General features: G+C 66.2%; 25 protein-coding genes and 1 other RNA gene. 12 read left to right on the top strand and 14 right to left on the bottom strand.

Annotation, left to right across the window (positions count from 1 at the left end; genetic code table 11):
- Positions 1 to 43: 43 nt before the first annotated feature.
- The 3 genes from ACPV3N_RS03385 to ACPV3N_RS03375 are packed head-to-tail and all read left to right on the top strand — an operon-like array spanning position 44 to position 2,821.
- Positions 44 to 1,093 (top strand): type III polyketide synthase, encoded by a 1,050-nt coding sequence (locus ACPV3N_RS03385; protein WP_440114650.1) that lies wholly within the window; start codon positions 44 to 46, stop codon positions 1,091 to 1,093.
- On the top strand, positions 1,083 to 1,769 hold the full coding sequence (locus ACPV3N_RS03380; protein WP_440114647.1) for a methyltransferase domain-containing protein: 687 nt from the start codon (positions 1,083 to 1,085) through the stop codon (positions 1,767 to 1,769). Before ACPV3N_RS03385 ends, ACPV3N_RS03380 begins: the two co-directional genes overlap by 11 nt.
- A gap of 26 nt (positions 1,770 to 1,795) precedes the next feature.
- Positions 1,796 to 2,821 (top strand): NAD(P)/FAD-dependent oxidoreductase, encoded by a 1,026-nt coding sequence (locus ACPV3N_RS03375; protein ID WP_440114644.1) that lies wholly within the window; start codon positions 1,796 to 1,798, stop codon positions 2,819 to 2,821.
- Between the two features lie 3 nt (positions 2,822 to 2,824).
- Here the strand turns inward: ACPV3N_RS03375 and ACPV3N_RS03370 are convergent, their stop codons facing one another.
- Together ACPV3N_RS03370 and ACPV3N_RS03365 are read right to left on the bottom strand one after the other, a co-directional pair.
- Entirely contained in the window at positions 2,825 to 3,901 is a 1,077-nt protein-coding gene (locus ACPV3N_RS03370) for a branched-chain amino acid aminotransferase (protein ID WP_440114641.1), read from the bottom strand.
- A 402-nt stretch (positions 3,902 to 4,303) separates the two neighbouring features.
- Positions 4,304 to 4,696, bottom strand: a complete 393-nt coding sequence (locus tag ACPV3N_RS03365; RefSeq protein WP_440114638.1) for a hypothetical protein — start codon at positions 4,694 to 4,696, stop codon at positions 4,304 to 4,306.
- 214 nt (positions 4,697 to 4,910) lie between these two features.
- Between ACPV3N_RS03365 and ACPV3N_RS03360 the strand changes: the two genes are divergently transcribed.
- The 4 genes from ACPV3N_RS03360 to ACPV3N_RS03345 all read left to right on the top strand — a co-directional run bounded on the left by ACPV3N_RS03360 (position 4,911) and on the right by ACPV3N_RS03345 (position 6,910).
- Positions 4,911 to 5,702, top strand: a complete 792-nt coding sequence (locus tag ACPV3N_RS03360) for a TlyA family RNA methyltransferase (protein WP_440117421.1) — start codon at positions 4,911 to 4,913, stop codon at positions 5,700 to 5,702.
- Positions 5,699 to 6,256, top strand: coding sequence for a TspO/MBR family protein (locus tag ACPV3N_RS03355; RefSeq protein ID WP_440114636.1), 558 nt, complete (start codon positions 5,699 to 5,701; stop codon positions 6,254 to 6,256). Before ACPV3N_RS03360 ends, ACPV3N_RS03355 begins: the two co-directional genes overlap by 4 nt.
- 37 nt (positions 6,257 to 6,293) lie before the next feature.
- Entirely contained in the window at positions 6,294 to 6,548 is a 255-nt protein-coding gene (locus tag ACPV3N_RS03350) for an accessory factor UbiK family protein (protein WP_440114633.1), read from the top strand.
- Positions 6,549 to 6,613: 65 nt separating this feature from the next.
- Positions 6,614 to 6,910, top strand: coding sequence for a hypothetical protein (locus ACPV3N_RS03345; protein ID WP_440114630.1), 297 nt, complete (start codon positions 6,614 to 6,616; stop codon positions 6,908 to 6,910).
- Here the strand turns inward: ACPV3N_RS03345 and recF are convergent.
- Positions 6,907 to 7,977, bottom strand: a complete 1,071-nt coding sequence (gene recF / locus ACPV3N_RS03340) for a DNA replication/repair protein RecF (protein WP_440114627.1) — start codon at positions 7,975 to 7,977, stop codon at positions 6,907 to 6,909. The two genes, ACPV3N_RS03345 and recF, sit on opposite strands and share 4 nt — an antisense overlap.
- 230 nt (positions 7,978 to 8,207) lie before the next feature.
- Here recF and ACPV3N_RS03335 point away from each other — a divergent pair, with 230 nt between their 5' ends.
- Both ACPV3N_RS03335 and ACPV3N_RS03330 read left to right on the top strand, forming a co-directional pair.
- Positions 8,208 to 8,333, top strand: coding sequence for a hypothetical protein (locus tag ACPV3N_RS03335; RefSeq protein WP_440114624.1), 126 nt, complete (start codon positions 8,208 to 8,210; stop codon positions 8,331 to 8,333).
- Entirely contained in the window at positions 8,330 to 8,548 is a 219-nt protein-coding gene (locus ACPV3N_RS03330) for a PspC domain-containing protein (RefSeq protein ID WP_440114621.1), read from the top strand. Before ACPV3N_RS03335 ends, ACPV3N_RS03330 begins: the two co-directional genes overlap by 4 nt.
- 31 nt (positions 8,549 to 8,579) lie before the next feature.
- Here ACPV3N_RS03330 and ACPV3N_RS03325 read toward each other — a convergent pair whose 3' ends face one another.
- The 5 genes from ACPV3N_RS03325 to ACPV3N_RS03305 are packed head-to-tail and all read right to left on the bottom strand — an operon-like array spanning position 8,580 to position 12,079.
- Positions 8,580 to 9,362 (bottom strand): SDR family oxidoreductase, encoded by a 783-nt coding sequence (locus tag ACPV3N_RS03325; protein WP_440114618.1) that lies wholly within the window; start codon positions 9,360 to 9,362, stop codon positions 8,580 to 8,582.
- A 1-nt stretch (position 9,363) separates the two neighbouring features.
- Positions 9,364 to 9,900: an NUDIX hydrolase gene (locus tag ACPV3N_RS03320; RefSeq protein WP_440114615.1), complete on the bottom strand. Its 537-nt coding sequence runs from the start codon at positions 9,898 to 9,900 to the stop codon at positions 9,364 to 9,366.
- Positions 9,897 to 10,571 (bottom strand): TPM domain-containing protein, encoded by a 675-nt coding sequence (locus ACPV3N_RS03315; RefSeq protein ID WP_440114612.1) that lies wholly within the window; start codon positions 10,569 to 10,571, stop codon positions 9,897 to 9,899. The genes ACPV3N_RS03320 and ACPV3N_RS03315 overlap by 4 nt, the downstream gene beginning before the upstream one ends.
- 10 nt (positions 10,572 to 10,581) lie before the next feature.
- A complete protein-coding gene (locus ACPV3N_RS03310; RefSeq protein ID WP_440114609.1) occupies positions 10,582 to 11,397 on the bottom strand; it encodes a TPM domain-containing protein in 816 nt (271 codons plus the stop codon).
- 7 nt (positions 11,398 to 11,404) lie between these two features.
- Positions 11,405 to 12,079, bottom strand: coding sequence for a LemA family protein (locus ACPV3N_RS03305; protein WP_440114606.1), 675 nt, complete (start codon positions 12,077 to 12,079; stop codon positions 11,405 to 11,407).
- A 156-nt stretch (positions 12,080 to 12,235) separates the two neighbouring features.
- On the opposite strand from ACPV3N_RS03305, the gene mscL reads away from it, so the two are divergent.
- Both mscL and ssrA read left to right on the top strand, forming a co-directional pair.
- Positions 12,236 to 12,661 (top strand): large conductance mechanosensitive channel protein MscL, encoded by a 426-nt coding sequence (gene mscL / locus ACPV3N_RS03300; protein WP_440114603.1) that lies wholly within the window; start codon positions 12,236 to 12,238, stop codon positions 12,659 to 12,661.
- Between the two features lie 2 nt (positions 12,662 to 12,663).
- Positions 12,664 to 13,012, top strand: a transfer-messenger RNA (tmRNA) gene (gene ssrA / locus ACPV3N_RS03295).
- A gap of 138 nt (positions 13,013 to 13,150) precedes the next feature.
- Here ssrA and ACPV3N_RS03290 read toward each other — a convergent pair.
- The 4 genes from ACPV3N_RS03290 to ACPV3N_RS03275 form a co-directional block, all read right to left on the bottom strand.
- The gene (locus ACPV3N_RS03290) at positions 13,151 to 13,393 is read right to left on the bottom strand and encodes a hypothetical protein (RefSeq protein WP_440114600.1); all 243 of its coding nucleotides are present in this window, start codon (positions 13,391 to 13,393) and stop codon (positions 13,151 to 13,153) included.
- A 133-nt stretch (positions 13,394 to 13,526) separates the two neighbouring features.
- Positions 13,527 to 14,789 (bottom strand): N-succinylarginine dihydrolase, encoded by a 1,263-nt coding sequence (locus ACPV3N_RS03285; RefSeq protein ID WP_440114597.1) that lies wholly within the window; start codon positions 14,787 to 14,789, stop codon positions 13,527 to 13,529.
- On the bottom strand, positions 14,786 to 15,802 hold the full coding sequence (locus tag ACPV3N_RS03280; protein WP_440114594.1) for an arginine N-succinyltransferase: 1,017 nt from the start codon (positions 15,800 to 15,802) through the stop codon (positions 14,786 to 14,788). The genes ACPV3N_RS03285 and ACPV3N_RS03280 overlap by 4 nt, the downstream gene beginning before the upstream one ends.
- Positions 15,803 to 15,812: 10 nt before the next feature.
- Positions 15,813 to 17,015, bottom strand: coding sequence for a hydrolase (locus tag ACPV3N_RS03275; RefSeq protein WP_440114591.1), 1,203 nt, complete (start codon positions 17,013 to 17,015; stop codon positions 15,813 to 15,815).
- A 180-nt stretch (positions 17,016 to 17,195) separates the two neighbouring features.
- Between ACPV3N_RS03275 and ACPV3N_RS03270 the strand changes: the two genes are divergently transcribed.
- Positions 17,196 to 19,277, top strand: coding sequence for a malate synthase G (locus ACPV3N_RS03270; RefSeq protein ID WP_440114588.1), 2,082 nt, complete (start codon positions 17,196 to 17,198; stop codon positions 19,275 to 19,277).
- On the opposite strand, the gene rsmA is transcribed toward ACPV3N_RS03270, so the two are convergent.
- Positions 19,270 to 20,088, bottom strand: coding sequence for a 16S rRNA (adenine(1518)-N(6)/adenine(1519)-N(6))-dimethyltransferase RsmA (rsmA, locus tag ACPV3N_RS03265; RefSeq protein ID WP_440114585.1), 819 nt, complete (start codon positions 20,086 to 20,088; stop codon positions 19,270 to 19,272). The two genes, ACPV3N_RS03270 and rsmA, sit on opposite strands and share 8 nt — an antisense overlap.
- On the bottom strand, positions 20,081 to 21,100 hold the full coding sequence (gene pdxA, locus ACPV3N_RS03260; RefSeq protein ID WP_440114582.1) for a 4-hydroxythreonine-4-phosphate dehydrogenase PdxA: 1,020 nt from the start codon (positions 21,098 to 21,100) through the stop codon (positions 20,081 to 20,083). The genes rsmA and pdxA overlap by 8 nt, the downstream gene beginning before the upstream one ends.
- Positions 21,101 to 21,108: the final 8 nt, after the last annotated feature.

Genomic DNA, 21,108 nt, shown 5'->3' with positions numbered 1-21,108 from the left:
CGGGGACCGTTTGGATTGCAAATGACGACGGGAATTGCCCGACATGGCTACTATCTCGGCGATCGCCACAGCGGTCCCTGATCTTGATTTCGAACCCGACTATCGCCGCTGGGCCCTGTCCCGCCTGGGCGAAAGCCGCGAAGCAAAGCTCTATGAACGCATGGCGAGCCGGTCCGGAATCGAGCATCGCTGGTCGGTCCTGGACGAGGAAGACGCTCGGCTTGACGAGGGGGTCGGCTTCTACGGCGGCGAGGCGCCGAGCACTGCGGCTCGCATGGCAATCTACTCGCGGGCGGCACCCGAGCTGGCGTTGAAGGCCATTGCCGGCCTGCCCGAACTCGGAACGCCGACCCACATCGTCGTCGCCAGCTGCACGGGCTTCGTCGCACCGGGCATCGACCAGATCATCGCTCGCCGGCTCGGGCTGGGAGATAGCGTCGAGCGGGTCCTTGTCGGCTTTATGGGATGCTACGCTGCCGTGACGGCGCTTCGCACCGCACGGCACATCGTGCGATCCGAACCCGACGCCCGCGTACTCGTCGTCACCGTCGAACTGTCGAGCCTGCACCATCAGGAGGAAATGGACCTCGAGCCGCTCCTCATGGGCGCGCAGTTCGGCGACGGGGCCGCAGCGGCCATCGTCACCCGGCGTGAAGCAGGACTGGCACTGGGTGAAGGCATTTCGGCGGCGCTTCCCGACAGTGCTGATCTGATAACCTGGCGCATAGGGGATACCGGCTTCCACATGCGGCTGTCGGGCGAAGTGCCGGGACGAATTGCGTCCGCACTGGCCGACCCGACCGTCCAGCGCCGGATCACGGGAGGCAGGGATCCGGCAGATATCGCTGCGTGGGCTGTTCACGCGGGGGGGCGCTCGATCCTCGATGCGGTCGAAAAGGGCCTGCATCTCTCGCCAACGGCGCTCGACGAATCGCGCGAGGTCCTGCGGATGTTCGGGAACATGAGTTCCTCGACCTTGATGTTCGCGCTCAGGCGAATCCTGCGTTCGCGTCCGGACAGCGGGGTCGCACTGGCGTTCGGACCGGGCCTTGCAATGGAGGGTTTTCGCTTCGGCTGGCGCGATGCTGGCTGATCGCGCCCTCGACGACGAACTAATGGACGATCCCGCGCTCGACGCGGGGACCTACGCGCAAGTCCTTCACCATCTGGCCCAAGTCAATACGCTGACCATGGCACGGCGGCCAACGCTGGCGTTTCTCGACCGCGCGATCGGCACGCGCAAGAGTTTCACCGTGCTCGATGTCGGCTTCGGCGACGGCGACATGCTGCGCGCGATCGCGCAATGGGCTCGGGAGCGCGGGGTCGAGGCGCGGCTCGTCGGGATCGACCTCAACCCCCGCAGCGTGGCCGCGGCGCGCAGTGCGACATCCAATGGTGCGGCGATCGAATACCGGACTGGCGACTACGCCGATCTCGCGGGCGAGGGCTGGGACTGCGTGATCTCGAGCCTTGTCGCGCATCACATGAGCCACGGGCAACTCGTCGCGTTCCTGCGGTTCATGGATCGCGAGGCTGCGGCCGGGTGGTTCGTCAACGACCTCCACCGTCATGGCTTTGCCTATGCAGGATGGCCGATTCTCGCGGGGATCATGCGCTGGCACCCCATCGTGCGACACGATGGACGCCTGTCGATCGCCCGGTCCTATAGACCCTCTGAGTGGCTGCCGCTGCTCGCTGAGGCGGGCATCGAGGGCGCGCGGGTATTTCGCCAGTTTCCCTTCCGGCTATGCGTCGAAAAGCGCCGCTGATCGTCGGCGCGGGGCCGGCCGGATGCATGGCCGCAATCGAGCTGTGCAGCGGCGGAGCTACGCCGGACCTGATAGACCGCGACGGGACGGTGGGCGACGCGCTGTGCGGGGGCTTCCTTTCGTGGCGCACCGCGGCGAAGCTGCGGGCGATCGATGCCTGTCCCGTGCATCTGGGCGCGCCCCCGGTCGCGACGCTGGCGCTGATTGCCGGCACGAGTGAGGCGACGGCTCGATTGCCGTCTTCAGGCTTCGGCCTGTCGCGCCATGCGCTCGACAGTGCGCTGCGCAAGCGCGCGGTCTCCGCGGGAGCCCGACTGGTCATTGACCGGGTCCGCGCTGTCCGGCCGGACGTGGTCGAGGGAGAGGCGAGCGATTACGTATCGGAGGCGATATTCCTCGCCAGCGGCAAGCATGACGTACGCGGCCAGTCGCGCCCGCGTGACGACGATGATCCCGCGCTTGGCCTGCGTATCCGCATCCCGGCGCACGACCGGCTTGCCACGCTGCTCGACGGGCGGATCGAACTGCACCTGTTTGCCGGCGGATATGCCGGGATCGTTTTGCAGGAGGATGGCAGTGCCAACGTCTGTCTTGCGCTGCGCAAGTCGCTGCTGGCCGATGCCGGCGGGAAGCCGCGCGATCTTCTCGACCGGCTCGCCGCAGAGCACCCCCACTTTGCCCAGCGCATCGCCTTCGCGCCGAGCGACAGTGTGGTCGATACGGTCGGCTCGGTTCCCTACGGCTGGATCGCCCGGACCAGCAAGCCGGGCCTTTACCGCCTCGGCGACCAGGCCGCGGTCATTCCTTCTCTCGCTGGCGAGGGCATGGCAATAGCCCTGGACAGCGGCATTTCCGCGGCACGGGCCTGGCTCGCCGGAAGGGACGGCCCGCATTTCCAGGCAAGGTTCGCGGCGCGGGCCAGATGGCCGGTCCGCGTCGCGAGGCTGATTTGGCAAATTGCCGAAAGGCAGGCCGGTGCTTCGGCGCTGGTCCACGCCACCGATAAGGCACCATGGCTCGCCCGCGCGGCGATGACACTGACGCGGCTGTGACGGCTAGATCTTCACGACCCAGCCATGCGGATCGGGCGCGAGGCCGCGCTGGATCGAAACCAGCCGCTCGCGCAGCTTACCAGTCAGCTGGCCCGGGCCGCCCGATCCGATCGTAAACGCTCCCTCGGGTCCCTCCACCTTGCCAACCGGAGTAACGACGGCCGCCGTGCCGCAGGCCATCGTCTCGATCAGGTGGCCGCTCTCTGCGTCGCGCCGCCACTGGTCGATCGAATAGCGTTCCTCGCGGATCGAAAGGCCTTCGTCCCGGAGCAACTGGATCAGGCTGTTGCGGGTGACGCCCGGCAGGATCGTGCCGGTTAGCGGCGGGGTGATCACGCTACCGTCGTCAAAGGCGAAGAACAGGTTCATCCCGCCCAGTTCCTCGATCCACTTGCGTTCGACGGCGTCGAGGAAGACGACCTGGTCGTGTCCCTTGGCAATCGCCTCGGCTTGCGGGACCAGGCTCGCGGCGTAGTTCCCGCCGGTCTTTGCCGCCCCCGTCCCGCCGGGTGCTGCGCGAACGAAATCCCGGCTCACCCAGATGCTGACGGCGGGCACGCCGGACTTGAAATAGTTCCCCACCGGCGAGGCGATGACCAGGAACTTGTATTCGCGCGCGGGCCGCACGCCCAGGAATGCTTCCGAAGCGAACATGAAGGGCCGCAGGTAGAGCGCTCCGCCTTCGACGGTGGGAAACCAGTCCCGGTCCTTGAGAACGAGTTGACGGCAGGCTTCGACGAACAGGTCCTCGGGCACGTGGGGCATCGCCAGCCGGTCGGCGGACGAATTCATCCGTGCCGCGTTCATATCGGGCCGGAAGAGCGCGAACTGGCCGTCGGGATGCCGGTATGCCTTCATCCCCTCGAAGATTTCCTGCGCATAGTGCAGCACCGCGCAGGCGGGATCGAGGCTCAACGGCTCGCGCGGACCGATCCGCGCGTCGTGCCAACCGCGTCCTGCATGATAGTCGACGGTGACCATGTGATCGGTGAAGACCGTGCCGAAACCCGGGTCGGCGATCGCCTGGGCGCGGGTTTCGCCGGGTACGGGAGCGGGGTGGGGCAGGTGCGCGAAGTCCATGCAGCGCCGGTTAGGGCGGCCCGCGCCGCCACGCAAGTGAGGCAAGGGCGGGGAAGGGCGGGCCTATCCCCAAATGAGAAGGGCGGCCCCTTCTGCCAGGAACCGCCCTTCGCATGGTCAGCGGCCGGTTCGGCCGCCCACGAAGCCTCTATCGGCGTCAGAGATTACCGATAATGCCTCGCGAGGGTCGTCACCGACCTCCCTGCTGAACCATGAGACATCGGATCACCTCCTTTCGCGCTTCTAGAGCCAGACCCGCCGTTTCACCGGGGGCCGAGAGCCGCGTGGGTCGCTGGCCTCGACAGGGAATGTGAGTCTTTCGGCCCCGCAACACAAGTCTTGAAAAATAGTTTTTCACTGTCAGTATTCGACGCTTCCGGCCCGCGCTTTCGCGGGCCTTTTTCATACCTGCCCCCGGCAGTCCTCCACGACCCGCGTGACCTCGGGCCAACTTGGCAGGTAGAGCGTCGACTGGCCCGCGGCCTCGACCGCGAAACGGCCTTTCGAAAATGCCATCGCATCGAGGATCGGGTCGTTCGCGGCAACGGTCGCCACCAGCGACGGCAGATCGCCGCCCGAAGGCTGCGCCGTCAGGACGCGATCGGCGGTCTCGGTGCGGATGCGCAGCGGCACTCCTCCCGAAGCCGTCCCCGCCCGTGCGAGGGTGATCGTGCGGTCGGCGATGCGGCAGGTCAACGCGAACCGAGCGTCCGCCCCCGCGGTCCCGAAGAGCGCCGCGGTGGTCGCGGCGCTCCTGCGGTAGAACCAGTCGCCGTCAGTCTGCGGCGCGTCCATCCAGTTGTCGAAGCTCGGCGCGGGCGCGCCGGCAGGTGCCGGTGCAGTCGTGGGACGAGCCTGCGGGGGTGCGGGGGTCGGCTCCGGCGCCGGAGCGGTGCAACAGGCAGCGCCAAGACATGTGAGGGCGGCAATGGGGCCACGAAAGCGCATGAATTCTCCCGGTTTGACAGGCGACCAACGCACGCTAACCCGCAAAAGGTCCATGAGAAAGATGCGCCTCGATCAGTTGCTCGTCGACCGCGGCCTCGCCGAAAGCCGCAGCCGTGCGCAAGCGCTTGTGATGGCGGGCGTGGTCTTTTCGGGTGAGCGAAAGCTCGACAAGCCCGGTCACCAGATGCAGGTGGATGCCGAGATCGACGTGCGCGGGAGGGATCACCCGTGGGTCTCCCGCGGCGGAATAAAGCTGGCCCACGCGCTCGACGTTTTCGCGCTCGACCCGGCGGGGGCGATCGCGATGGACATCGGTAGCTCGACCGGCGGCTTTACGGATGTCCTCTTGCAGCACGGGGCTGCGCGCGTGTTCGCCGTCGATTCTGGAACCAACCAGTTGGCCTGGAAGCTTCGGCAGGACCCGAGGGTGACCGTGCTGGAGCAAACCAGCGCGCGAATATTGACCCCCGGGATGATCGATGCCCCGTGCGGCTGGGTCGTTTGTGATGCGTCGTTCATCGGCCTTGCCAAGGTCCTCGAGCGACCGCTTGACCTCGCGGCGGCGGACTGTCGGCTCGTCGCGCTGATCAAGCCCCAGTTCGAGGTCGGCCGCGAGGAAGTCGGCAAGGGCGGCGTCGTGCGCGACCCTGCGCTTCACGAGCGCGTTTGCACGGATGTTCGAAATTGGCTCGAGGTACGTGACTGGGCAGTCGACGGAATTGTCCGCAGTCCCATCACGGGACCGGAAGGCAATGTCGAGTTCCTCATCGCCGCACGGCGTGGCAACGTTGCGCCCGCATTCGCGGTCGGCCACAAATCCGCCCACGAATCGGCTTCGATGGAGACTCCATGACCGCTCTCGCCTCGCGTGGACAGTTGCGCGCCAGTCTGGTTCGCTGGGCGTTGTTCACCGTGCCGCTCGTGGTGCTGCTCGGATTCCTGTCCGGGCAGCTCTCGGGAAGCGGGGCCGACAGCGTGTGGTTCCGCTCGCTCGAAAAGCCTGCGATCTTCCCGCCCCCGATGTGGTTCGGGATCGTCTGGACGATCCTCTATGTCCTCATGGGACTCGCGCTCGCGATGGTCTGCGCGGCTTGGGGCGCGCGCGGCCGATCCGCCGCGATCGCGGTGTTCGCACTCCAGTTCGTGGTCAATCTCGCGTGGTCGCCAGTGTTTTTCGCATTGCACGAAATCCGCGCCGCGCTGGTCGTGATCGGCGTGCTCGACGTGCTCGTGCTGCTGACGATCGTGCTGTTCTGGCGGGTGCGCATGCTGGCGGGCGTCCTGCTGTTACCCTACCTGGCATGGATTGCCTTTGCGACGGTGCTCAACTGGCAGTTCCTCGAACTGAACCCTGCGGGCGGGATCGACGAACCGGCCAACGGCGCGGTCGAGCGTTACGAGTTCTGACTTGCGCGCAGGTGGCGTCGCCGCCACATAGCGCGCCATGCAGAGCGAAAATCCCCTCGTCGCCGATCTCGTCAAGCTGGCCAATGCGGCTGCGGGCACGTTCGCGGGCATGACACGCGAGGCGCGCGATGGCGCGCGCGAACGGATGCGCGAGGCGTTCGGCGGGCTGGACTTCGTCAGTCGCGAGGAGTTCGACGCGGTCAAGGACATGGCCGCTCGCGCGCGAGAAGACAGCGAAAGACTGGCCGCCCGCGTCGACGCGCTCGAGGCGGCGCTTTCCCGTAAGGACTGACATCTGCGGGGGCCTTGGAACGCCCTCTGGTTCGCGGGGTTGAGCGGACGAAAGGGATTACCCGCATGTTCACCCAGCTCAACCCACCGATACCGCTTCACGTGCTCGACAAGGGCGACGGCCTGGCCTTCGGTGTGATCGACTACGGACCCGAGCATAACCTGTTCTGGATCACTGCGCTCGACGCAAACGGCGAAATCTGGTGCGCGCCCAATCCGCAGGTCCGGATGCAGTCGAACTGGAGCATGGGGCGCGGGAAGAGTCCGGCCGTCGCTGCCTCCCGAGGCCGCCTCGCCGCTGCGAACGCCTCGCCCGGAGAAATCTGCGCCGACTGTTCGGACGCGCTTGCGAGCCGCGCCTAGCTCATCCGCTCGGCCGACCCTCCGGCAATTCGCCACACCGATGCGTTGCTCAGGATCGGTTCGAACGGCGCGGTTTCGGTTCCCGTGAGCCAGACTTGCGTGCCGCCGTCCGCGAGCCGCGCGAACAGCGCCTCGCGCCGCACGGGATCGAGATGCGCGGCCACCTCGTCAAGCAGCAGGACGCTCGCTCGCCCGCGCGCGGCCAGGCCCGCGTGGGCCAGGGTGATGGCGATCAGCATCGCCTTTTGCTCACCGGTGGAGCAATGGGCGGCCGGCTGGTCCTTGCCTGCCATCGTGACCGCCAGATCGTCGCGGTGGGGGCCGGCAAGCGTGCGGCCGGCGGCGCGATCGGCGGGTCGTGCGGCCCGCAAGGCCGCGGGATCGGCGCTGCCACCTCCGGCAAGCGCGAGGCGCGGTCTTGCAAATGGTTCAGGCGGCAGCGTGGACAGTTCGGCGCACAGCGCCTCCACGAGCCGCGTGCGCCCCTGTGCAAGCGCTGCCCCGGCTTCGGCCATCTGCGTCTCGATGCCATCGAGCCATATCGGATCTGGCGGCGTCTCCGACGACAACAGGCGGTTTCGTTCGCGAAGGGCTGCCTCGTATCGCGCGGCGCTCCGTGCGTGATCCGCGTCGAGCGCGACTGCCATGCGATCAAGCCAGCGCCGACGCGCGCCTGCGCTGTCGGTGAACAGTCCGTCCATCGCCGGCGTCAACCATGCGAGAGCGAGCCACTCGCCAAGCGCGAGCGCGCTTGATTCGGCGCCGTTGATCCGCACCAGTCGGCGCGAAGGTCGAGCCGGATCGGTGGCGGTACCAAGCCGCACCGGCTCGCCCTCCGCCTCGAGCGAAGCGCCGATAGCGAAACCCCCGGGGCCATCACTCGCCGCCATGTCGGTAAGCGAAGCACGGCGAAGGCCTCGACCCGGCGCGAGAAGCGACAGCGCTTCGAGCACGTTGGTCTTGCCCGCTCCGTTTTCGCCGACGAGCAGATTGAACCGGCCTGCCCCGTCGAGGCTGGTGGCACGATGATTTCGGAATGTCGTGAGGGAGATGCGATCGAGCGCCATTAGGATCGGCCGATAGCGGTCACTCGTCATATCTGCCAGCGCTTACAGAGGGGGTCCCAACAATTGGGAAAATTTCCCTAAGTTGAGCAAGGCGTTCATCGGCCGTCCATATGGTCGATCGAGAAAATGGCTATTTTCCGCCATTTTTTTAAATTGGCACGCCCCTTGCGAAAGTATCGGCATCAGGCGGAATGGCCCGCCGGACATTCTTGATAAAGGGAAAATCAGACATGCAACTTCTCAACACCAAGGCTGCCGCCGCCTTCTTCTCGCTCGCCTTCAGCCTCGTGATGCTGGCGACGGCGATTGCCCCCGCCAACGGCGGTGCGCTTCTCCCGGGCGGAATGCTGGCATGAACAGGCCCGACCGCACCCGCTCCGCCGTCACGCCCAAACGCGAGGGCTTTCACCTCGATCGCGCCAACGGCAAGGTCTTCGGGGTCTGTGCCGGGATCGCCAGCTACTTCGGGATCGACCCCCTGTTGGTCCGCGTAGTCTTCGCCGCAGGCACGATCATCGGCTTCGGCTCGTTCCTGCTGATCTATCTCGCGATCGCGCTGATCGCCGACTGAGGGAGCCCTTTCGGGGGCTCCCTCCAACCCTTCACATCGCCGAGATGCCCCCGTCGAGCTTCAGTTCGGCCCCGGTCATGAAGCTGCTCTCGTCACTGGCGAGGAACAGGACGCCGTCGGCGATCTCGCGCGGCACGCCCACCCGCTTCAGCGGGATCTGCCGCGCCAGCTTGTCCATGATTACTTCTTTCGAGTGGCCTGTGCGGCTCGTCATCCCGTCGAGGATCGGGGTGTCGACGAAGGTCGGGTGCACCGAGTTGCAGCGGATGTTCCAGCCCATCTTGCCGCAGTAGAGCGCGACCGATTTCGACAGCATCCAGACCGCCGCCTTGCTGGCGTTGTAGCCGGGCATCGTATCGCTCGCGATAAGACCGGCGATCGAACTGATGTTGACGATCGAACCAGGCTGATGGTCCTTCATCAGGGGGAGGGCCTTCTGGCAGCCGAGGAACACCGAATCGACGTTGATCGCGAAACCGCGCCGCCACTCCTCGAGCGTGCAGGTCTCGATATTGCCCCGCACCCCGACTCCTGCGTTGTTGACCAGCACCGAGAGGCCGCCAAGCGTGTCGCGCGCCATCTCGATCGCTGCATCCCACCTGTCCGGATCGGTCACGTCGTGCTGCATCGCAAAGGCGGTTCCGTCGCCGTGCTGCTTGTTGAGTGCGGCAGCGGTTTCGTGAGCGCCTTCGCCGTTGATGTCGGTGCAGATCACGCGCGCGCCTTCACGGGCGAGAACCTGGCAGTGCGCCGCGCCGAGCCCCTGCGCAGCGCCCGTTACCAGCGCCAGCTTGCCCGCAACCCGTCCTGCCATGTCACTCTCCCCGAATGTCGCCCGCCAGTAGCAGACCCATTATTCGAACGTCGATCCCGATGCCCGCATTTCTGCGCTTCTCGACGAAACCGGAAAGCTCGGCAAGGGGCACGCGGTGAACGGTGATGTCCTCACCATCGGTTCCACCCCCTGCGCTCACCCGCGTCAGGCCGTGCGCACGCACTAGAGTGAAGCTTTCGCTGACCATCCCGGGCGAGCTGTAGAATTCGCCGGCGATCGAGAGCCGGTCGGCGCGCCAGCCGGTCTCCTCCTCGAGTTCGCGCCCTGCGGCCGCCAGCACGTCTTCGTCGGGATCGTTCTGGTCTCCGACGAGGCCTGCCGGCAGTTCGAGGCAGACCTTGCCGAGAGGTACCCGGTATTGCTCCACGAGCAGGACATGCCCTTCATCGACTGCGAGAATAACCGCGGCCCGGATCCCGCGCACTCGCCCGACGTATTCCCACCGGCCCCGAACCTTCGCGGCGATGTAACGGCCTTGCCAGACGACTTCCTCGGGTTCGCCGCGGTCCGCGGTCATACCTCGATCAACCGGTCGGGCAGTTCATTCACGTCGTCTTCGTCGCGCGGGAAATGTTCCGCGAGGACGGCGCCGACGTCCGCGATGCCGGTCGCGAGGCCCTCGGCGATCCGGCCTTCGCGGATATGGGCCAACATATCTGCCATCGCGCTTCCCCAGACTTCGCCGGGCACCTTGCGCGCGATCGCTTCATCGGCGACGATTTCCGCCCGGTGCTCGCGCATCGACAGGTAGATCAATACTCCCGTGCGCCCGTGCGTGCGCCGCTCGGCCCCGACCTTGAAATGGCGTACCGCAGCATCGTGGACCCGGGCTTTCTTCACCAGGGGCGGGATGAGGAAGAATTTCAGGGGCTGCCAGAACTGGATCGCCCAGACCGAGGCGAACTTCAGCACCATCACCGCGAGGGCAAGCGTCAACACCGCCTGGGGGTGCCAATCGTGGTTCCATCCGCCCAGGACACGGTCGACAAGTGGAAGGTAGAAACCGGGTAGAAGCGCGAGGAAGGCAAGCGCGGTCGTCGCGGCAAGAAGTCCCCATCCGATCTGGATGTCGTGATACCCGTCCGAACGTTCGGCAAGGACGGTGACGATCTCGCCCGCGGTATGTTCCTCCGCCGCAGCTACCGCCGATGAAACGCGATCGTGCTCGGCCTTGCTCAGGTATGCCATTGCGTGCCCCCTACCAGCCGCCCGACGCGCCGCCGCCGCCGAAGCTGCCGCCGCCGCCTGAGAAACCCCCGCCACCGAACCCGCCGCCGCCCCAGCCGCCGCCGCGCGAGTTGCCGCCGAGGATCGACTTGCCTGCTTCCCAGACGATGATGTCGCCGATCGTGCTGCCGGTCAGCGTCCCGTTGTGCCGTCCGCCGCGCCGGCGCCCGCGAATAAGCGGCAGTATGAAGAACAGGAAGATGAACGCGAACCAGATGAGCATGCCGACGGGAAAACCGCCTTCGTCCGCAGACTGCTGTTCCTGCGCTTCACGGGCGACTTTCGCAGCCTCCTCAGCTGGCAATTCGAGTTGCTTGATGATCGCGTCCGTTCCGGCAACAATTCCGCCAGGCATGTCGCCGGCCCTGAATTCGGGCAGGATCGTATTCTGGACGATCAATGTCGAATACCCGTCGGTCAGGTAGGGCTCGAGGCCGTAACCTACCTCGATCCGCACTTTTCGGTCGTTCGGCGCGACGAGCAGGATGACACCGTCGTTGCGCTCTTCATCGCCGATGCCCCAGTGGCGGCCGAGGCGGTAGCCGTAATCGGCGATGTCGTATCCCTGCAGGTCGGACACCGTGGCCACCACGAACTGGCGCCGGGTGCGGGTTTCGAATTCGGCCAGCCGCGCCTCAAGCGACGCCTCGATGTCGGCGGGGATGACGTTGGCGGCATCGGTCACCCGGCCGGCCAGCGCAGGAAAATCCTGCGCCAGCGCTGGCGTTGCAAAAAGCATCGCCCCGGCCGCCAGCACCTGGGCGAGGAGGAGCGCGAAGGCGCGCATCGGAGCGTTACTGGTTCGCGGCGGCGGCGGTAGGCTGCGCGGCGTTGTCGTTGGCGCCGGCGGCGGGCGCGGTGGCGGATCCGCCCGGAGTCATGTCAAGCGTTGGCGCGGTTTCCGCGCCGGGCGTCACAGCCTTGTAAGGCACCAGCGGTTCGGCCCCGTAGACCACCTTCGCGCCGATGATGCTGGGGAAGGTGCGAATCTCGGTGTTATACTCGCGGACCGCTTCGTTGTAGTCGCGAATGGCGATGCGGACCTTGTTCTCGATCCCTTCGAGCTGGCCCTGCAGCATCTGGTAGTTGGTGATCGACTTGAGGTCGGGGTAGCGTTCGAAATTGGCGAGCAGCCGGCCCAGCCCGGCGCCGAGTTGCTCCTGCGCGGCCTGATATTGCGCCATCTTGGCCGGGTCCGACAGGTCGTCGGCGGATACCTGGATGCTGGTCGCCTTCGCGCGGGCCTCGATCACGTCGGTGAGGATTCCGCGCTCCTGCTCGGCCGCGCCCTTGGCGACCTCGGCGAGGTTGGGTACGAGATTGGCGCGTTCCTGGAACGTCGCCTCGACGTCGGCCCAGCGGGCCTTGGCCGTTTCTTCCTTGGTGGGGATAGAATTTATCCCGCAACCGGCAAGTCCGAGAGCGGCCAGCGCCACGATAGCGGCGCGGCGGACGGCGGTGAAATTCATCGCGGCAAGCCCCTTTGTTCCACATCGCCGGAAACGCCCGGCCCTGTATTGCCCATCTAGCACACCGGGGGAAGGGTTCAAGAATTTGCGAGAGTTGACGCGGTCAATTTTCCTGCGCAGCGTGAGCACCAAGGGTCGCCGACAGGGGGGGGAAAGATGCTTGCAGAGTTCAAGGCATTCATAAATCGCGGCAACGTGCTCGATCTCGCGGTCGCCGTCATCATCGGCGCGGCGTTCGGGAAGATCGTCACTTCGCTCACCGAAAGCATCCTCATGCCGGCGATCGGCTGGATCTTCGGGGATATCGATTTTTCGAATTACTTCATCCGCCTCGGGGAAATTCCGGCAGGCTACGAGGGTGAAGTCACGAATTACGCCCAGCTGAAAGAGGCCGGCGTCGCCATGATCGGTTACGGAGATTTCATCACCCAGCTGGTCAATTTCCTCATCATAGCGTGGGTCATCTTCCTGATCGTCAAGGCGGCAAACAAGGTCGAGACGAAGAAGGAAGAGGCACCGGCCGGTCCCAGCGAGACCGATCTGCTTGTCGAGATCCGCGACGAACTCCGCAAGCGTCCCTGAAGTCACTTCACATTAAGCCGGCATGGCCTATATCGGCGGTGCCGGACTTGTTCCGGCTATGGCGATAAACTGCGGCGTGCAATAGGCGCAGCGGACCCGGGGGCAGTACCCGGCGGCTCCACCACCTCCTCCGCCATTCGTGGGGGAAATGACGGGGCCGAACCAGGATCGACGTGTGCTGAAAAGCGCTGTTTTCGCCCGGGCTGAGTAACCCGCAAATAGGCTCACAACACACAAGTGCCAACGACAACGAAGCACTTGCTCTCGCTGCGTAATTCTAGGGCCTGACGGCCTGACGTTACAAAGCCTAGAGCACGGTTCGGACCGAACCGGGTAACAGAATCGGAAACCGGGGGCCCGGGGGAGCCTAGCAACAGAATCCCCCACCTCGCTCTGGGTGATTGGACTCTTTGGCGGATCAGGCCCGCGTCCGGGGTCGTCTCCGGACTCGCGGATCGCGGCGAATCTGGCGAAGATCGAAGCGGACGGTCAGGGCACCGGGCTGGCTGTTTCGCGCCGCTCCTTTTCGAAGCGCAAACAATCGAAGATTTTTGCCCCCGCCAGAAAGACCGATCCGGTCGCGGCGGCGAATAGCAACTTTCCGCCCCAGCCGGGATACTGCGTCATGTAGTGAACGCCGCGCTCGCAAGCGCCCAGGGCCAGCGCATAGATGATCAGGCACGCCTCGACCCGCGTCTTGATGACGAAGAGGCGTCCGATCTTCTTCAGCATGCAAAGCCTCGCACAACCCGTTGCAATCGTTAACGTCGCAGCTGCGCTTCGGTGCCGAATGGCAACGGAAGTGTCCCGTGCGATGGTTAATACGAGGTAGAGTGTAAAACCTACCGCTTCTGCGTCCAGCGCGTTAACCAAGAATTTCGAGGTCGAGCGTTTCGAGCAGTCGGGTGCGCGCCATGACGACGTCAGCGACAAGGTCGGGCTGCCCCAGGTCGGCGGGGTTGATGGTTTCGGGCCAGTGCCTCGTTAAGACCTCCTCGATCCTGTCGGCCTTCGCCTCGTCGAGCAGGAAGCGCTGATCTATTGTGGTCGGGTCGGCGACGACCCGCAGACGCAGACAGGCGGGTCCGCCGCCATTGGCCATCGACTGGCGCACGTCGACCGGCAGGACTCGTCGGATCGGACCGTTCCCCGCGACCAGGGTCGCAAGATAGCGCGAAACCGCGTCGACTTCGGTGCATTCGCCGGGCACGATGAGCGCGGTGTCCCCTGCGGGCAGGGTGACCAGCTGTGCGTTGAACAGGTAGCTTCGAATCGCCTCGGCGAGCGTTACCGCGGACGAAGGCACTTCGACGACTTCGAGCGCGGGGAACGCATTGCGGATCGCCTCGTAAGCCGCCGACTGGTCGGCAAAGGCTTCAGCATGGGTGAAGAGCACCCGTCCGTTTGCCACCGCGACGACGTCGTTGTGGAATGCACCTGCTGCGATCGCGGCGGGATTCTGCTCGACGAACACCGCCTTCCCGGGATCGAGCCGGTGCAGCCGGGCAACAGCGCGGCTGGCCTGTTCGTGCTGGCGGGCGGGGAACGAGCCGCCGCCGCGCCCGTAAACGAAGACCTCCACGCCGGGTCCATCGTGACTTTCGCAAAAGCGCATGTGGTTGGCCGCGCCCTCGTCGCCGAAGCTGGGCGGTACCGGCTGATGAACGACGAAGCGGCTTTCATCGGCGAATGCCAGCCTGAGTTGACGGGCCGTGTCTTTCGCTTCCTGAGCGCGGTGCGGCATCGTCACGAGGTTTGCCGGCGTCAGGTGGCAGCGCCCGTCGCGCGTGTCCGGGGACGGGCTCACTGTCGCCGCGTTCGCGGTCCACATCGAGGAGGCAGACCATGCGGCGGCGGTAAGCGCCGGGTCGGTGGATTCATCGGCGCCCAACCGGCGAAGGAAATCCGCGTTGGGGCGGGGAAGCGGCACGAAGAAGCCCTGCGCGAGGCCGAGCGCCATGTTGTGGCGCATCTTGGCAAGCCCCTGGAGCGCCGCGGCGCGCGGGTAACTTACGTCGCCTGCGTGGGCGGTCGCGGCGAGGTTGCCGAGACTGAGGCCCGCGTAATTGTGGCTGGGGCCGACGATGCCGTCGAAATTGATCTCGATGAGACCCGACTGGTCGGTCACCGGGCAACGCTCCACACTTCGTCGCCTTCGCCTACTCCGAGCAATCCCGCCGACCGGTGGTCGATCTCGATTGTCCCGTCGGGACGGAACTCGCGCATTCCGAACGCGGATCGGAAGCTGCCTAGCGTGCCGGCTGCGATGATCGAGCGCTCGCCGATGTCTAGCGTTGCGCTGGCGATCTTCGCCCGCCGGGATTCGCGGATCGATTTCACATCGTCCGTGCGCGCTGTCATCGTCGGACCACCGTCGAAGATGTCGACGTAGCCGTCATACCGGAACCCTTCGTTCTCGAGCATCCGCATCGCCGCCCGGCCGGTGGGGTGGGGCATGCCGATCACGTCGCGCGCGTCGTCGTCGAGCATCGCGATATAGACCGGATGCTTGGGCATCAGGTCGGCGATGAACTGGTTGCCGTTGATCGCATTGAAATAGTCCGCTTCCTGGAAGGTCATCCCGAAGAAGCGGCCAGCCACGCCGTCCCAGAACGGCGAACCTCCGCGCTCGTCTATGATTCCGCGCAATTCGGCCAGAATGCGATCGGCGAACCGTTGGCGGTGCATCGCGATGAAAAGGTACCGGCTCCGCGCGAGCAGTAGGCCGAGACCGCCCGCTCGCTCGCTCGGGTGAAGGAACAGCCCGCCCACCTCGCATGACCCTTCGAGATCTGTCACGAGGCTGAGAAGGTCCGCGCGCACGGTTCGATCCAGCTCCTGCGAATGCTGGGTCAGGGTGGTCTTGCGGTAGGAGTAGAACGGCCAGCGTTGCCCGACCTGGGTCATCAGCTGGCACGTGCCCCTGACCTCCCCGGTTTCGGCGTTCTCGAGCACGAGCACGAACTGCTCGTCGCAGAGGGCGTCGCCCTCGCGCGTGAAGGCGGCCTCGGTGCGTTCGAGCTTTGCCTTGAGCGACGCGCGGTCAGCGGGCAGGTTGGTGAACCCGCCGCCGGTAAGCTTCGCCATCTCGTAAAGAGGTTCCAGATCGTCGGGGTGCGCAGCGCGAAGTCTGAAGGTCATCGGGGAAAGCTCAAATCCGTTCTCCGGCGGCGATGCGGGCAAGGACCAGCGCCGACAGCGCGGCACGCTCGGCGAGGGAAGATACGATCATGAATTCGTCGGGCGAGTGGATCGCCCCGCCGCGCACGCCCATCGTGTCGACCACGGGCACCCCGCACGCGGCAATGTTGTTTCCGTCGCATACGCCGCCGGTCGCCTTCCAGCCGATTTCCTGACCGAGCTCCACGCCGCACTGCCGTACCAGGTCGAACAGTTTCTGGGCCCGGGCATCGACGGGCTTGGGCGGACGGGTGATCCCGCCATGCCGGCGGAGGGACACTTCGTGCAGGTTCTCGATCTCGGAAAGCAACCGTTCGAGATCGCGCTCGAACGTATCGGCCGCTTCGGTCGATCGCGGGCGGATGTTGAACCGCAGGACGGCATGGTCGGGGACGACGTTGTTCGCCGACCCGCCTTCGATCCTTGCCGGGTTCACCGACAGGGTATCGTGTCCCATTGCCTTCAGGCGGACCGCGAGGTCGGCCGCTGCGACGATCGCGTTACGACCGTCCTGCGGGTTGCGACCTGCGTGGGCGGACTTTCCGGAAACGACGATCGAGTAGTTGCCCGACCCGCCGCGTGCGTGCGCGAGAGTGCCGTCAGGCAGCGCGCTCGGCTCGTATGTCAGGGCTGCGAACTTGCCCCGTGCAAGATCGGCAATCAGCGCGGCGGACGACAGGGAGCCGGTTTCCTCGTCGGAATTGATCATGACGTCGTAGCCGAGCGACTGGCCGGCCCGCGTGCTCTCGAGCAACTTCAGCGCGTACAGGATAACCGCGAGGCCGCCTTTCATGTCCGCGAGGCCAGGACCGTTCAGCGTGTCGTCGTCAAGCCAGGACTGGTCCTGGAACGGGTGGTCGGCGGGGAACACCGTGTCCATGTGCCCGGTCAGCAGGACGCGGCGCTCTGCGTCGGGGCGTACGCGCAGGACCAGGTGCTTCCCGTGCTCCTTGCCCTCCTCCTGCCCCCCTGCGGACATCACGGTCACCGCGGCCGGCTCCACCATCTCGATGTCGCCCGGGAGCACCGAAAAGGCATCGGCGAGCAGAGCGGCCTGCCGCGCCAGTCCTTCCAGATTGGCGGTCCCGGTGTTGACCGCGCCCCATTCGCGCACGGTTGCCAGCATCGCAGGCCCGTCGATCGCGGCGGTGAACTGGTCTGGCGCAAGTTTCATCTGCAACCGCTCCTAGCGCGCCGTTCGTGGCTGTCCAACCCCGGCCTTATCGGTCAGCGTCCTGTTGCCTTCACCGCGCACTTTGGTCATAGGCGCTGCTCGCTTCCTCCCCGGACGACAGGCTATTGACGGCGCGTGCCGATTCCAGTCGGTGTGCGCGATAACCACGCGAGGGAAGCAGTGAGCGATACCGTTACCAAGGCAGGACTGATCATTGACGCCGCGCTCGCGGGCTTCGTCGAGGACGAGGTGCTGGCCCCGCTGGGCCAGGACGCGGCCGGGTTCTGGCAGTCGTTCGCAAGCCTCCTCGATGACTTTGCGCCGCGCAATCGCGCACTGCTGGACAAGCGCGAAACCCTGCAGGAGCAGATCGACGACTGGCACAGGCGACGACAGGGACTTCCGCACGATGCGGCGGCCTATCGCGCATTTCTGGATGACATTGGCTATCTCGTTCCCGATCCGGGACACTTTACGATCGGCACCCGCAACGTCGATGCCGAAATCGCGACGATGGCGGGTCCGCAGCTGGTCGTGCCGGTCCTCAACGCCCGCTTTCTTCTGAACGCGGCCAACGCGCGATGGGGCAGCCTGTACGACGCCTATTACGGTACCGATGCGCTCGATGCTCCCGCACCGAAGGCTGGCGGGTATGACAAGGCGCGGGGCGACGCGGTGATCGCCCGGGTGCGGGAATTCCTCGACAGCGCGATTCCCTTGGCCGAAGGGAACTGGGCAGGACTGTCGGGGCCAGATGCGATCAAACTGGCCGATCCCGGTCAGTTCGTCGGCGATACACGGCGCGGAAAGATGTTCGTCAACCACGGCCTGCACATCGAGGTCGTGTTCGATTCTGCCAGTCCGGTTGGCCAGGACGACCGGGCGGGTATCTCGGACGTCGTGCTCGAAAGCGCGCTGACGACGATCGTCGACCTGGAGGATTCGGTCGCCGCGGTCGACGCCGGGGACAAGCTCGCCGCGTACCGCAACTGGCTCGGCGTGATCCGTGGGGACCTTAGCGAGACGTTCGAAAAAGGAGGTCGGCAGGTCACCCGCCGCCTGGCGGACGACGTGACGGCCGGCGGGACCGTCCTGCCCGGGCGCAGCTTGCTGTTCGTGCGCAATGTCGGACACCTGATGACCAACCCCGCGATCCGGCTGCCTGACGGCAGCGAGGCGCCCGAAGGCATCATGGACGCAGTCATCACGAGCGCCATCGGCGCCCACGATGTCCGCGGCATCGGCCGTTGGCGCAACAGCCGGACAGGCAGCATCTACATCGTGAAGCCGAAGCAGCACGGTCCCGAGGAATGCGCGTTCACCAACGACCTGTTCGACGCAGTCGAGGACCTGCTGGGGCTGGACCGGCACACGATCAAGGTGGGCGTGATGGACGAGGAACGGCGCACCAGCGCGAACCTTGCCGCGTGCATCCACGCGGTGAAGGATCGCATCGTCTTCATCAACACCGGCTTCCTCGACCGCACGGGGGACGAGATCCATACGTCGATGCAGGCCGGGCCGATGATCCGCAAGGCGGAGATGAAGGCTTCCGACTGGCTCACCGCCTACGAGGCGCGCAACGTCGCCATCGGTCTGAGGCACGGGCTCTCGGGCAGGGCGCAGATCGGCAAGGGGATGTGGGCGGCACCGGACATGATGGCCGACATGTTGGAGCAGAAAATCGGCCACCTGAAGGCGGGCGCGAACACGGCCTGGGTCCCGTCGCCGACGGCCGCAACACTGCACGCCACCCACTACCATGCGCTCGATGTGTTCGAGCGTCAGAAGGAATTGGGCGATGCGCCCGGCCTCGATGCGCTGCTGACGATCCCGCTGGCGCAAGGAGCGAACTGGTCCGAGGACGAAGTGCGCGAGGAACTCGACAACAACGCCCAGGGTCTCCTGGGCTATGTCGTTCGCTGGATCGACCAGGGAGTGGGCTGCTCGAAGGTCCCCGACATTCACGACGTCGGCTTGATGGAAGACCGCGCGACGCTGCGGATCAGCAGCCAGCACATGGCCAACTGGCTGCTCCACGGCGTCTGCACGCGCGAACAGGTGATGGATTCGTTGCGCCGCATGGCCGCCAAGGTCGATGGGCAGAATGCGGGCGATCCGGGCTACGTGCCGCTCGTCGGGAACGAGGACGGCCCCGCCTTTCGCGCGGCCATGGACCTCGTCTTCAAGGGGACCGGTCAGCCGTCCGGCTACACCGAACCGCTGCTGCACGAATGGCGCCAGCGCGCCAAGGCTAGCTGAGGGCCCGCGCCACCGAGACGAATTCGTGGATGCTCAACGTTTCGGCCCGCCGCTGCGGGTCGATACCCAGGGTGTCGAGCGCGTCCAGCGCCCCTGGCACGGATTTCATGCTCTGGCGGAGCATCTTGCGCCGCTGACCGAAGGCGGCCTCGGTCAAGCGCTCGAGCTTTCGGGCAGAGACGCCATCCGGCATCGCGCCGGGTTCGATGTGGACGATCGCGCTCATCACCTTGGGGGGCGGGGTGAACGCGCTGCGATGGACCTTCATGGCGAGGCTGGCGGTGCAGCGCCATTGCGAAAGCACCGCGAGGCGGCCGTAGGCGCTCGTGTCGGGCCTGGCGACCACGCGCTGGGCGACCTCCTGCTGGAACATCAGCGTCAGGCTCGTCCAACGGGGCGGCCAGGGTTCTCCCGACAGCCAGCGGGTGAACAGAGCGGTGCCGACGTTGTAGGGCAGGTTGGCGACGACCGCGTAGCGCTCGCCCATGAGCGCATCGTGGTCGAGCTTCATCGCGTCGCCCTCCACGGTCCGCAGCCTGGCCGGAAAAGCGGTCTCGAGTTCGGCGAGGGCGGGCAGGCAGCGCCGGTCCATCTCGACCGCCGTCACGCGCGCACCCGCCCGCAGCAGCGCCCGCGTCAGCCCCCCGGGACCAGGCCCGATTTCGAGCACCGCCCGGTCCGCCAGGTCGCCGGGGATCGCGGCGATCCGGTCGAGCAGTTGCTCGTCGAACAGAAAGTTCTGACCCAGCGCCTTGCTGGCGGACAGGCCATGACGGGCCACGACCTCGCGCAGCGGGGGCAGATCAGGCATCCCGGAACCGCCTGGCGGCGCACTCGCCGGCCATGCGCATCGCGGCGATCGTCGCACCAGGGTTCGCGCGGCCTGTGCCTGCAATGGCGAAGGCGGTGCCATGGTCGGGGCTCGTACGCACGATGGGGAGGCCAAGCGTGACGTTGACACCATTATCGAAGTCGAGCGCCTTGAGCGGGATCAGCGCCTGGTCGTGATACATGCACAAGGCTGCATCGAAGCTTTCCCGCTGATGGGGCGCGAAGAGGGCGTCGGCCGGGTGCGGCCCGCTGGCATCGATGCCGTCTTCGCGCAGCGCCGCGATCGCGGGGGCGATGATGCGGGCTTCCTCGTCCCCGAACCTGCAGCCCTCGCCGGCGTGGGGATTAAGCGCAGCAATCGCGATCCGCGGCCTGTCGATACCGAAATCGCGCGAGAGCGCATCCGCGGCGATCGCCGCGCGCCTGCGGATAAGATCGACCGATAGGAGCGCGGGCACCCTTCCAAGCGCGACGTGAACGGTGAGCGGGATCGTGCGCAAACGCGGGCCCGCTAGCATCATGACCGCGTCCTGCGCCGCGATACCGCAGGCGTGCGCGACGAATTCGGTCTGTCCCGGGTGACGGAAACCCACCTCGGCCAATAGGGCCTTGGCGATCGGACCGGTCACGAGCGCGGAAGCCTCCCCGCGCACGGTAAGTTCCGTGGCCTGTTCAAGGCTCGCGAGCGCGAGCGCGGCCCCATCGCGATCGGGTTCGCCCGGCCGCCACACGCCGTCGAGGCCGCCAAGCACCGGCAGCGCACGCTCGAACACCAAGAGCGCCTCGGCAGGCGAGGCGACCGGCTCGATGGGCACGTCGAGCCCGCGTGAGCGGGCCGCCGGAGCGAGAAGGCGGCTCCCGCCGACCACAGTGAACGCAGGTATCTGAAGGCGGGACCGCTGCGCCCAGGCCTCGACAATCAGCTCCGGCCCGACCCCCGCGGGATCGCCCAGCGAAACCGCCAGCGGTACAATCGGCCGGTCTGCCGCCACTCTCAGTC

This window comes from Tsuneonella sediminis (genome assembly GCF_051912845.1).
GTDB lineage: Bacteria > Pseudomonadota > Alphaproteobacteria > Sphingomonadales > Sphingomonadaceae > Tsuneonella > Tsuneonella sediminis.
The sequence above is the reverse complement of the archived record's forward strand: the minus strand, read 5'-3'. Positions and strand labels throughout refer to the sequence as shown.

What these genes read in the sequence shown, in the direction of transcription:
- ACPV3N_RS03385 (WP_440114650.1), top strand. Translation starts at nt 44, where the DNA reads ATGGCTACTATCTCGGCGATCGCCACAGCGGTCCCTGATCTTGATTTC.
- ACPV3N_RS03380 (WP_440114647.1), top strand. Translation starts at nt 1,083, where the DNA reads ATGCTGGCTGATCGCGCCCTCGACGACGAACTAATGGACGATCCCGCG.
- ACPV3N_RS03375 (WP_440114644.1), top strand. Translation starts at nt 1,796, where the DNA reads ATGGCCGCAATCGAGCTGTGCAGCGGCGGAGCTACGCCGGACCTGATA.
- ACPV3N_RS03370 (WP_440114641.1), bottom strand. Translation starts at nt 3,901, where the DNA reads ATGGACTTCGCGCACCTGCCCCACCCCGCTCCCGTACCCGGCGAAACC.
- ACPV3N_RS03365 (WP_440114638.1), bottom strand. Translation starts at nt 4,696, where the DNA reads ATGGACGCGCCGCAGACTGACGGCGACTGGTTCTACCGCAGGAGCGCC.
- ACPV3N_RS03360 (WP_440117421.1), top strand. Translation starts at nt 4,911, where the DNA reads ATGCGCCTCGATCAGTTGCTCGTCGACCGCGGCCTCGCCGAAAGCCGC.
- ACPV3N_RS03355 (WP_440114636.1), top strand. Translation starts at nt 5,699, where the DNA reads ATGACCGCTCTCGCCTCGCGTGGACAGTTGCGCGCCAGTCTGGTTCGC.
- ACPV3N_RS03350 (WP_440114633.1), top strand. Translation starts at nt 6,294, where the DNA reads ATGCAGAGCGAAAATCCCCTCGTCGCCGATCTCGTCAAGCTGGCCAAT.
- ACPV3N_RS03345 (WP_440114630.1), top strand. Translation starts at nt 6,614, where the DNA reads ATGTTCACCCAGCTCAACCCACCGATACCGCTTCACGTGCTCGACAAG.
- recF (WP_440114627.1), bottom strand. Translation starts at nt 7,977, where the DNA reads ATGGCGCTCGATCGCATCTCCCTCACGACATTCCGAAATCATCGTGCC.
- ACPV3N_RS03335 (WP_440114624.1), top strand. Translation starts at nt 8,208, where the DNA reads ATGCAACTTCTCAACACCAAGGCTGCCGCCGCCTTCTTCTCGCTCGCC.
- ACPV3N_RS03330 (WP_440114621.1), top strand. Translation starts at nt 8,330, where the DNA reads ATGAACAGGCCCGACCGCACCCGCTCCGCCGTCACGCCCAAACGCGAG.
- ACPV3N_RS03325 (WP_440114618.1), bottom strand. Translation starts at nt 9,362, where the DNA reads ATGGCAGGACGGGTTGCGGGCAAGCTGGCGCTGGTAACGGGCGCTGCG.
- ACPV3N_RS03320 (WP_440114615.1), bottom strand. Translation starts at nt 9,900, where the DNA reads ATGACCGCGGACCGCGGCGAACCCGAGGAAGTCGTCTGGCAAGGCCGT.
- ACPV3N_RS03315 (WP_440114612.1), bottom strand. Translation starts at nt 10,571, where the DNA reads ATGGCATACCTGAGCAAGGCCGAGCACGATCGCGTTTCATCGGCGGTA.
- ACPV3N_RS03310 (WP_440114609.1), bottom strand. Translation starts at nt 11,397, where the DNA reads ATGCGCGCCTTCGCGCTCCTCCTCGCCCAGGTGCTGGCGGCCGGGGCG.
- ACPV3N_RS03305 (WP_440114606.1), bottom strand. Translation starts at nt 12,079, where the DNA reads ATGAATTTCACCGCCGTCCGCCGCGCCGCTATCGTGGCGCTGGCCGCT.
- mscL (WP_440114603.1), top strand. Translation starts at nt 12,236, where the DNA reads ATGCTTGCAGAGTTCAAGGCATTCATAAATCGCGGCAACGTGCTCGAT.
- ACPV3N_RS03290 (WP_440114600.1), bottom strand. Translation starts at nt 13,393, where the DNA reads ATGCTGAAGAAGATCGGACGCCTCTTCGTCATCAAGACGCGGGTCGAG.
- ACPV3N_RS03280 (WP_440114594.1), bottom strand. Translation starts at nt 15,802, where the DNA reads ATGACCTTCAGACTTCGCGCTGCGCACCCCGACGATCTGGAACCTCTT.
- ACPV3N_RS03275 (WP_440114591.1), bottom strand. Translation starts at nt 17,015, where the DNA reads ATGAAACTTGCGCCAGACCAGTTCACCGCCGCGATCGACGGGCCTGCG.
- rsmA (WP_440114585.1), bottom strand. Translation starts at nt 20,088, where the DNA reads ATGCCTGATCTGCCCCCGCTGCGCGAGGTCGTGGCCCGTCATGGCCTG.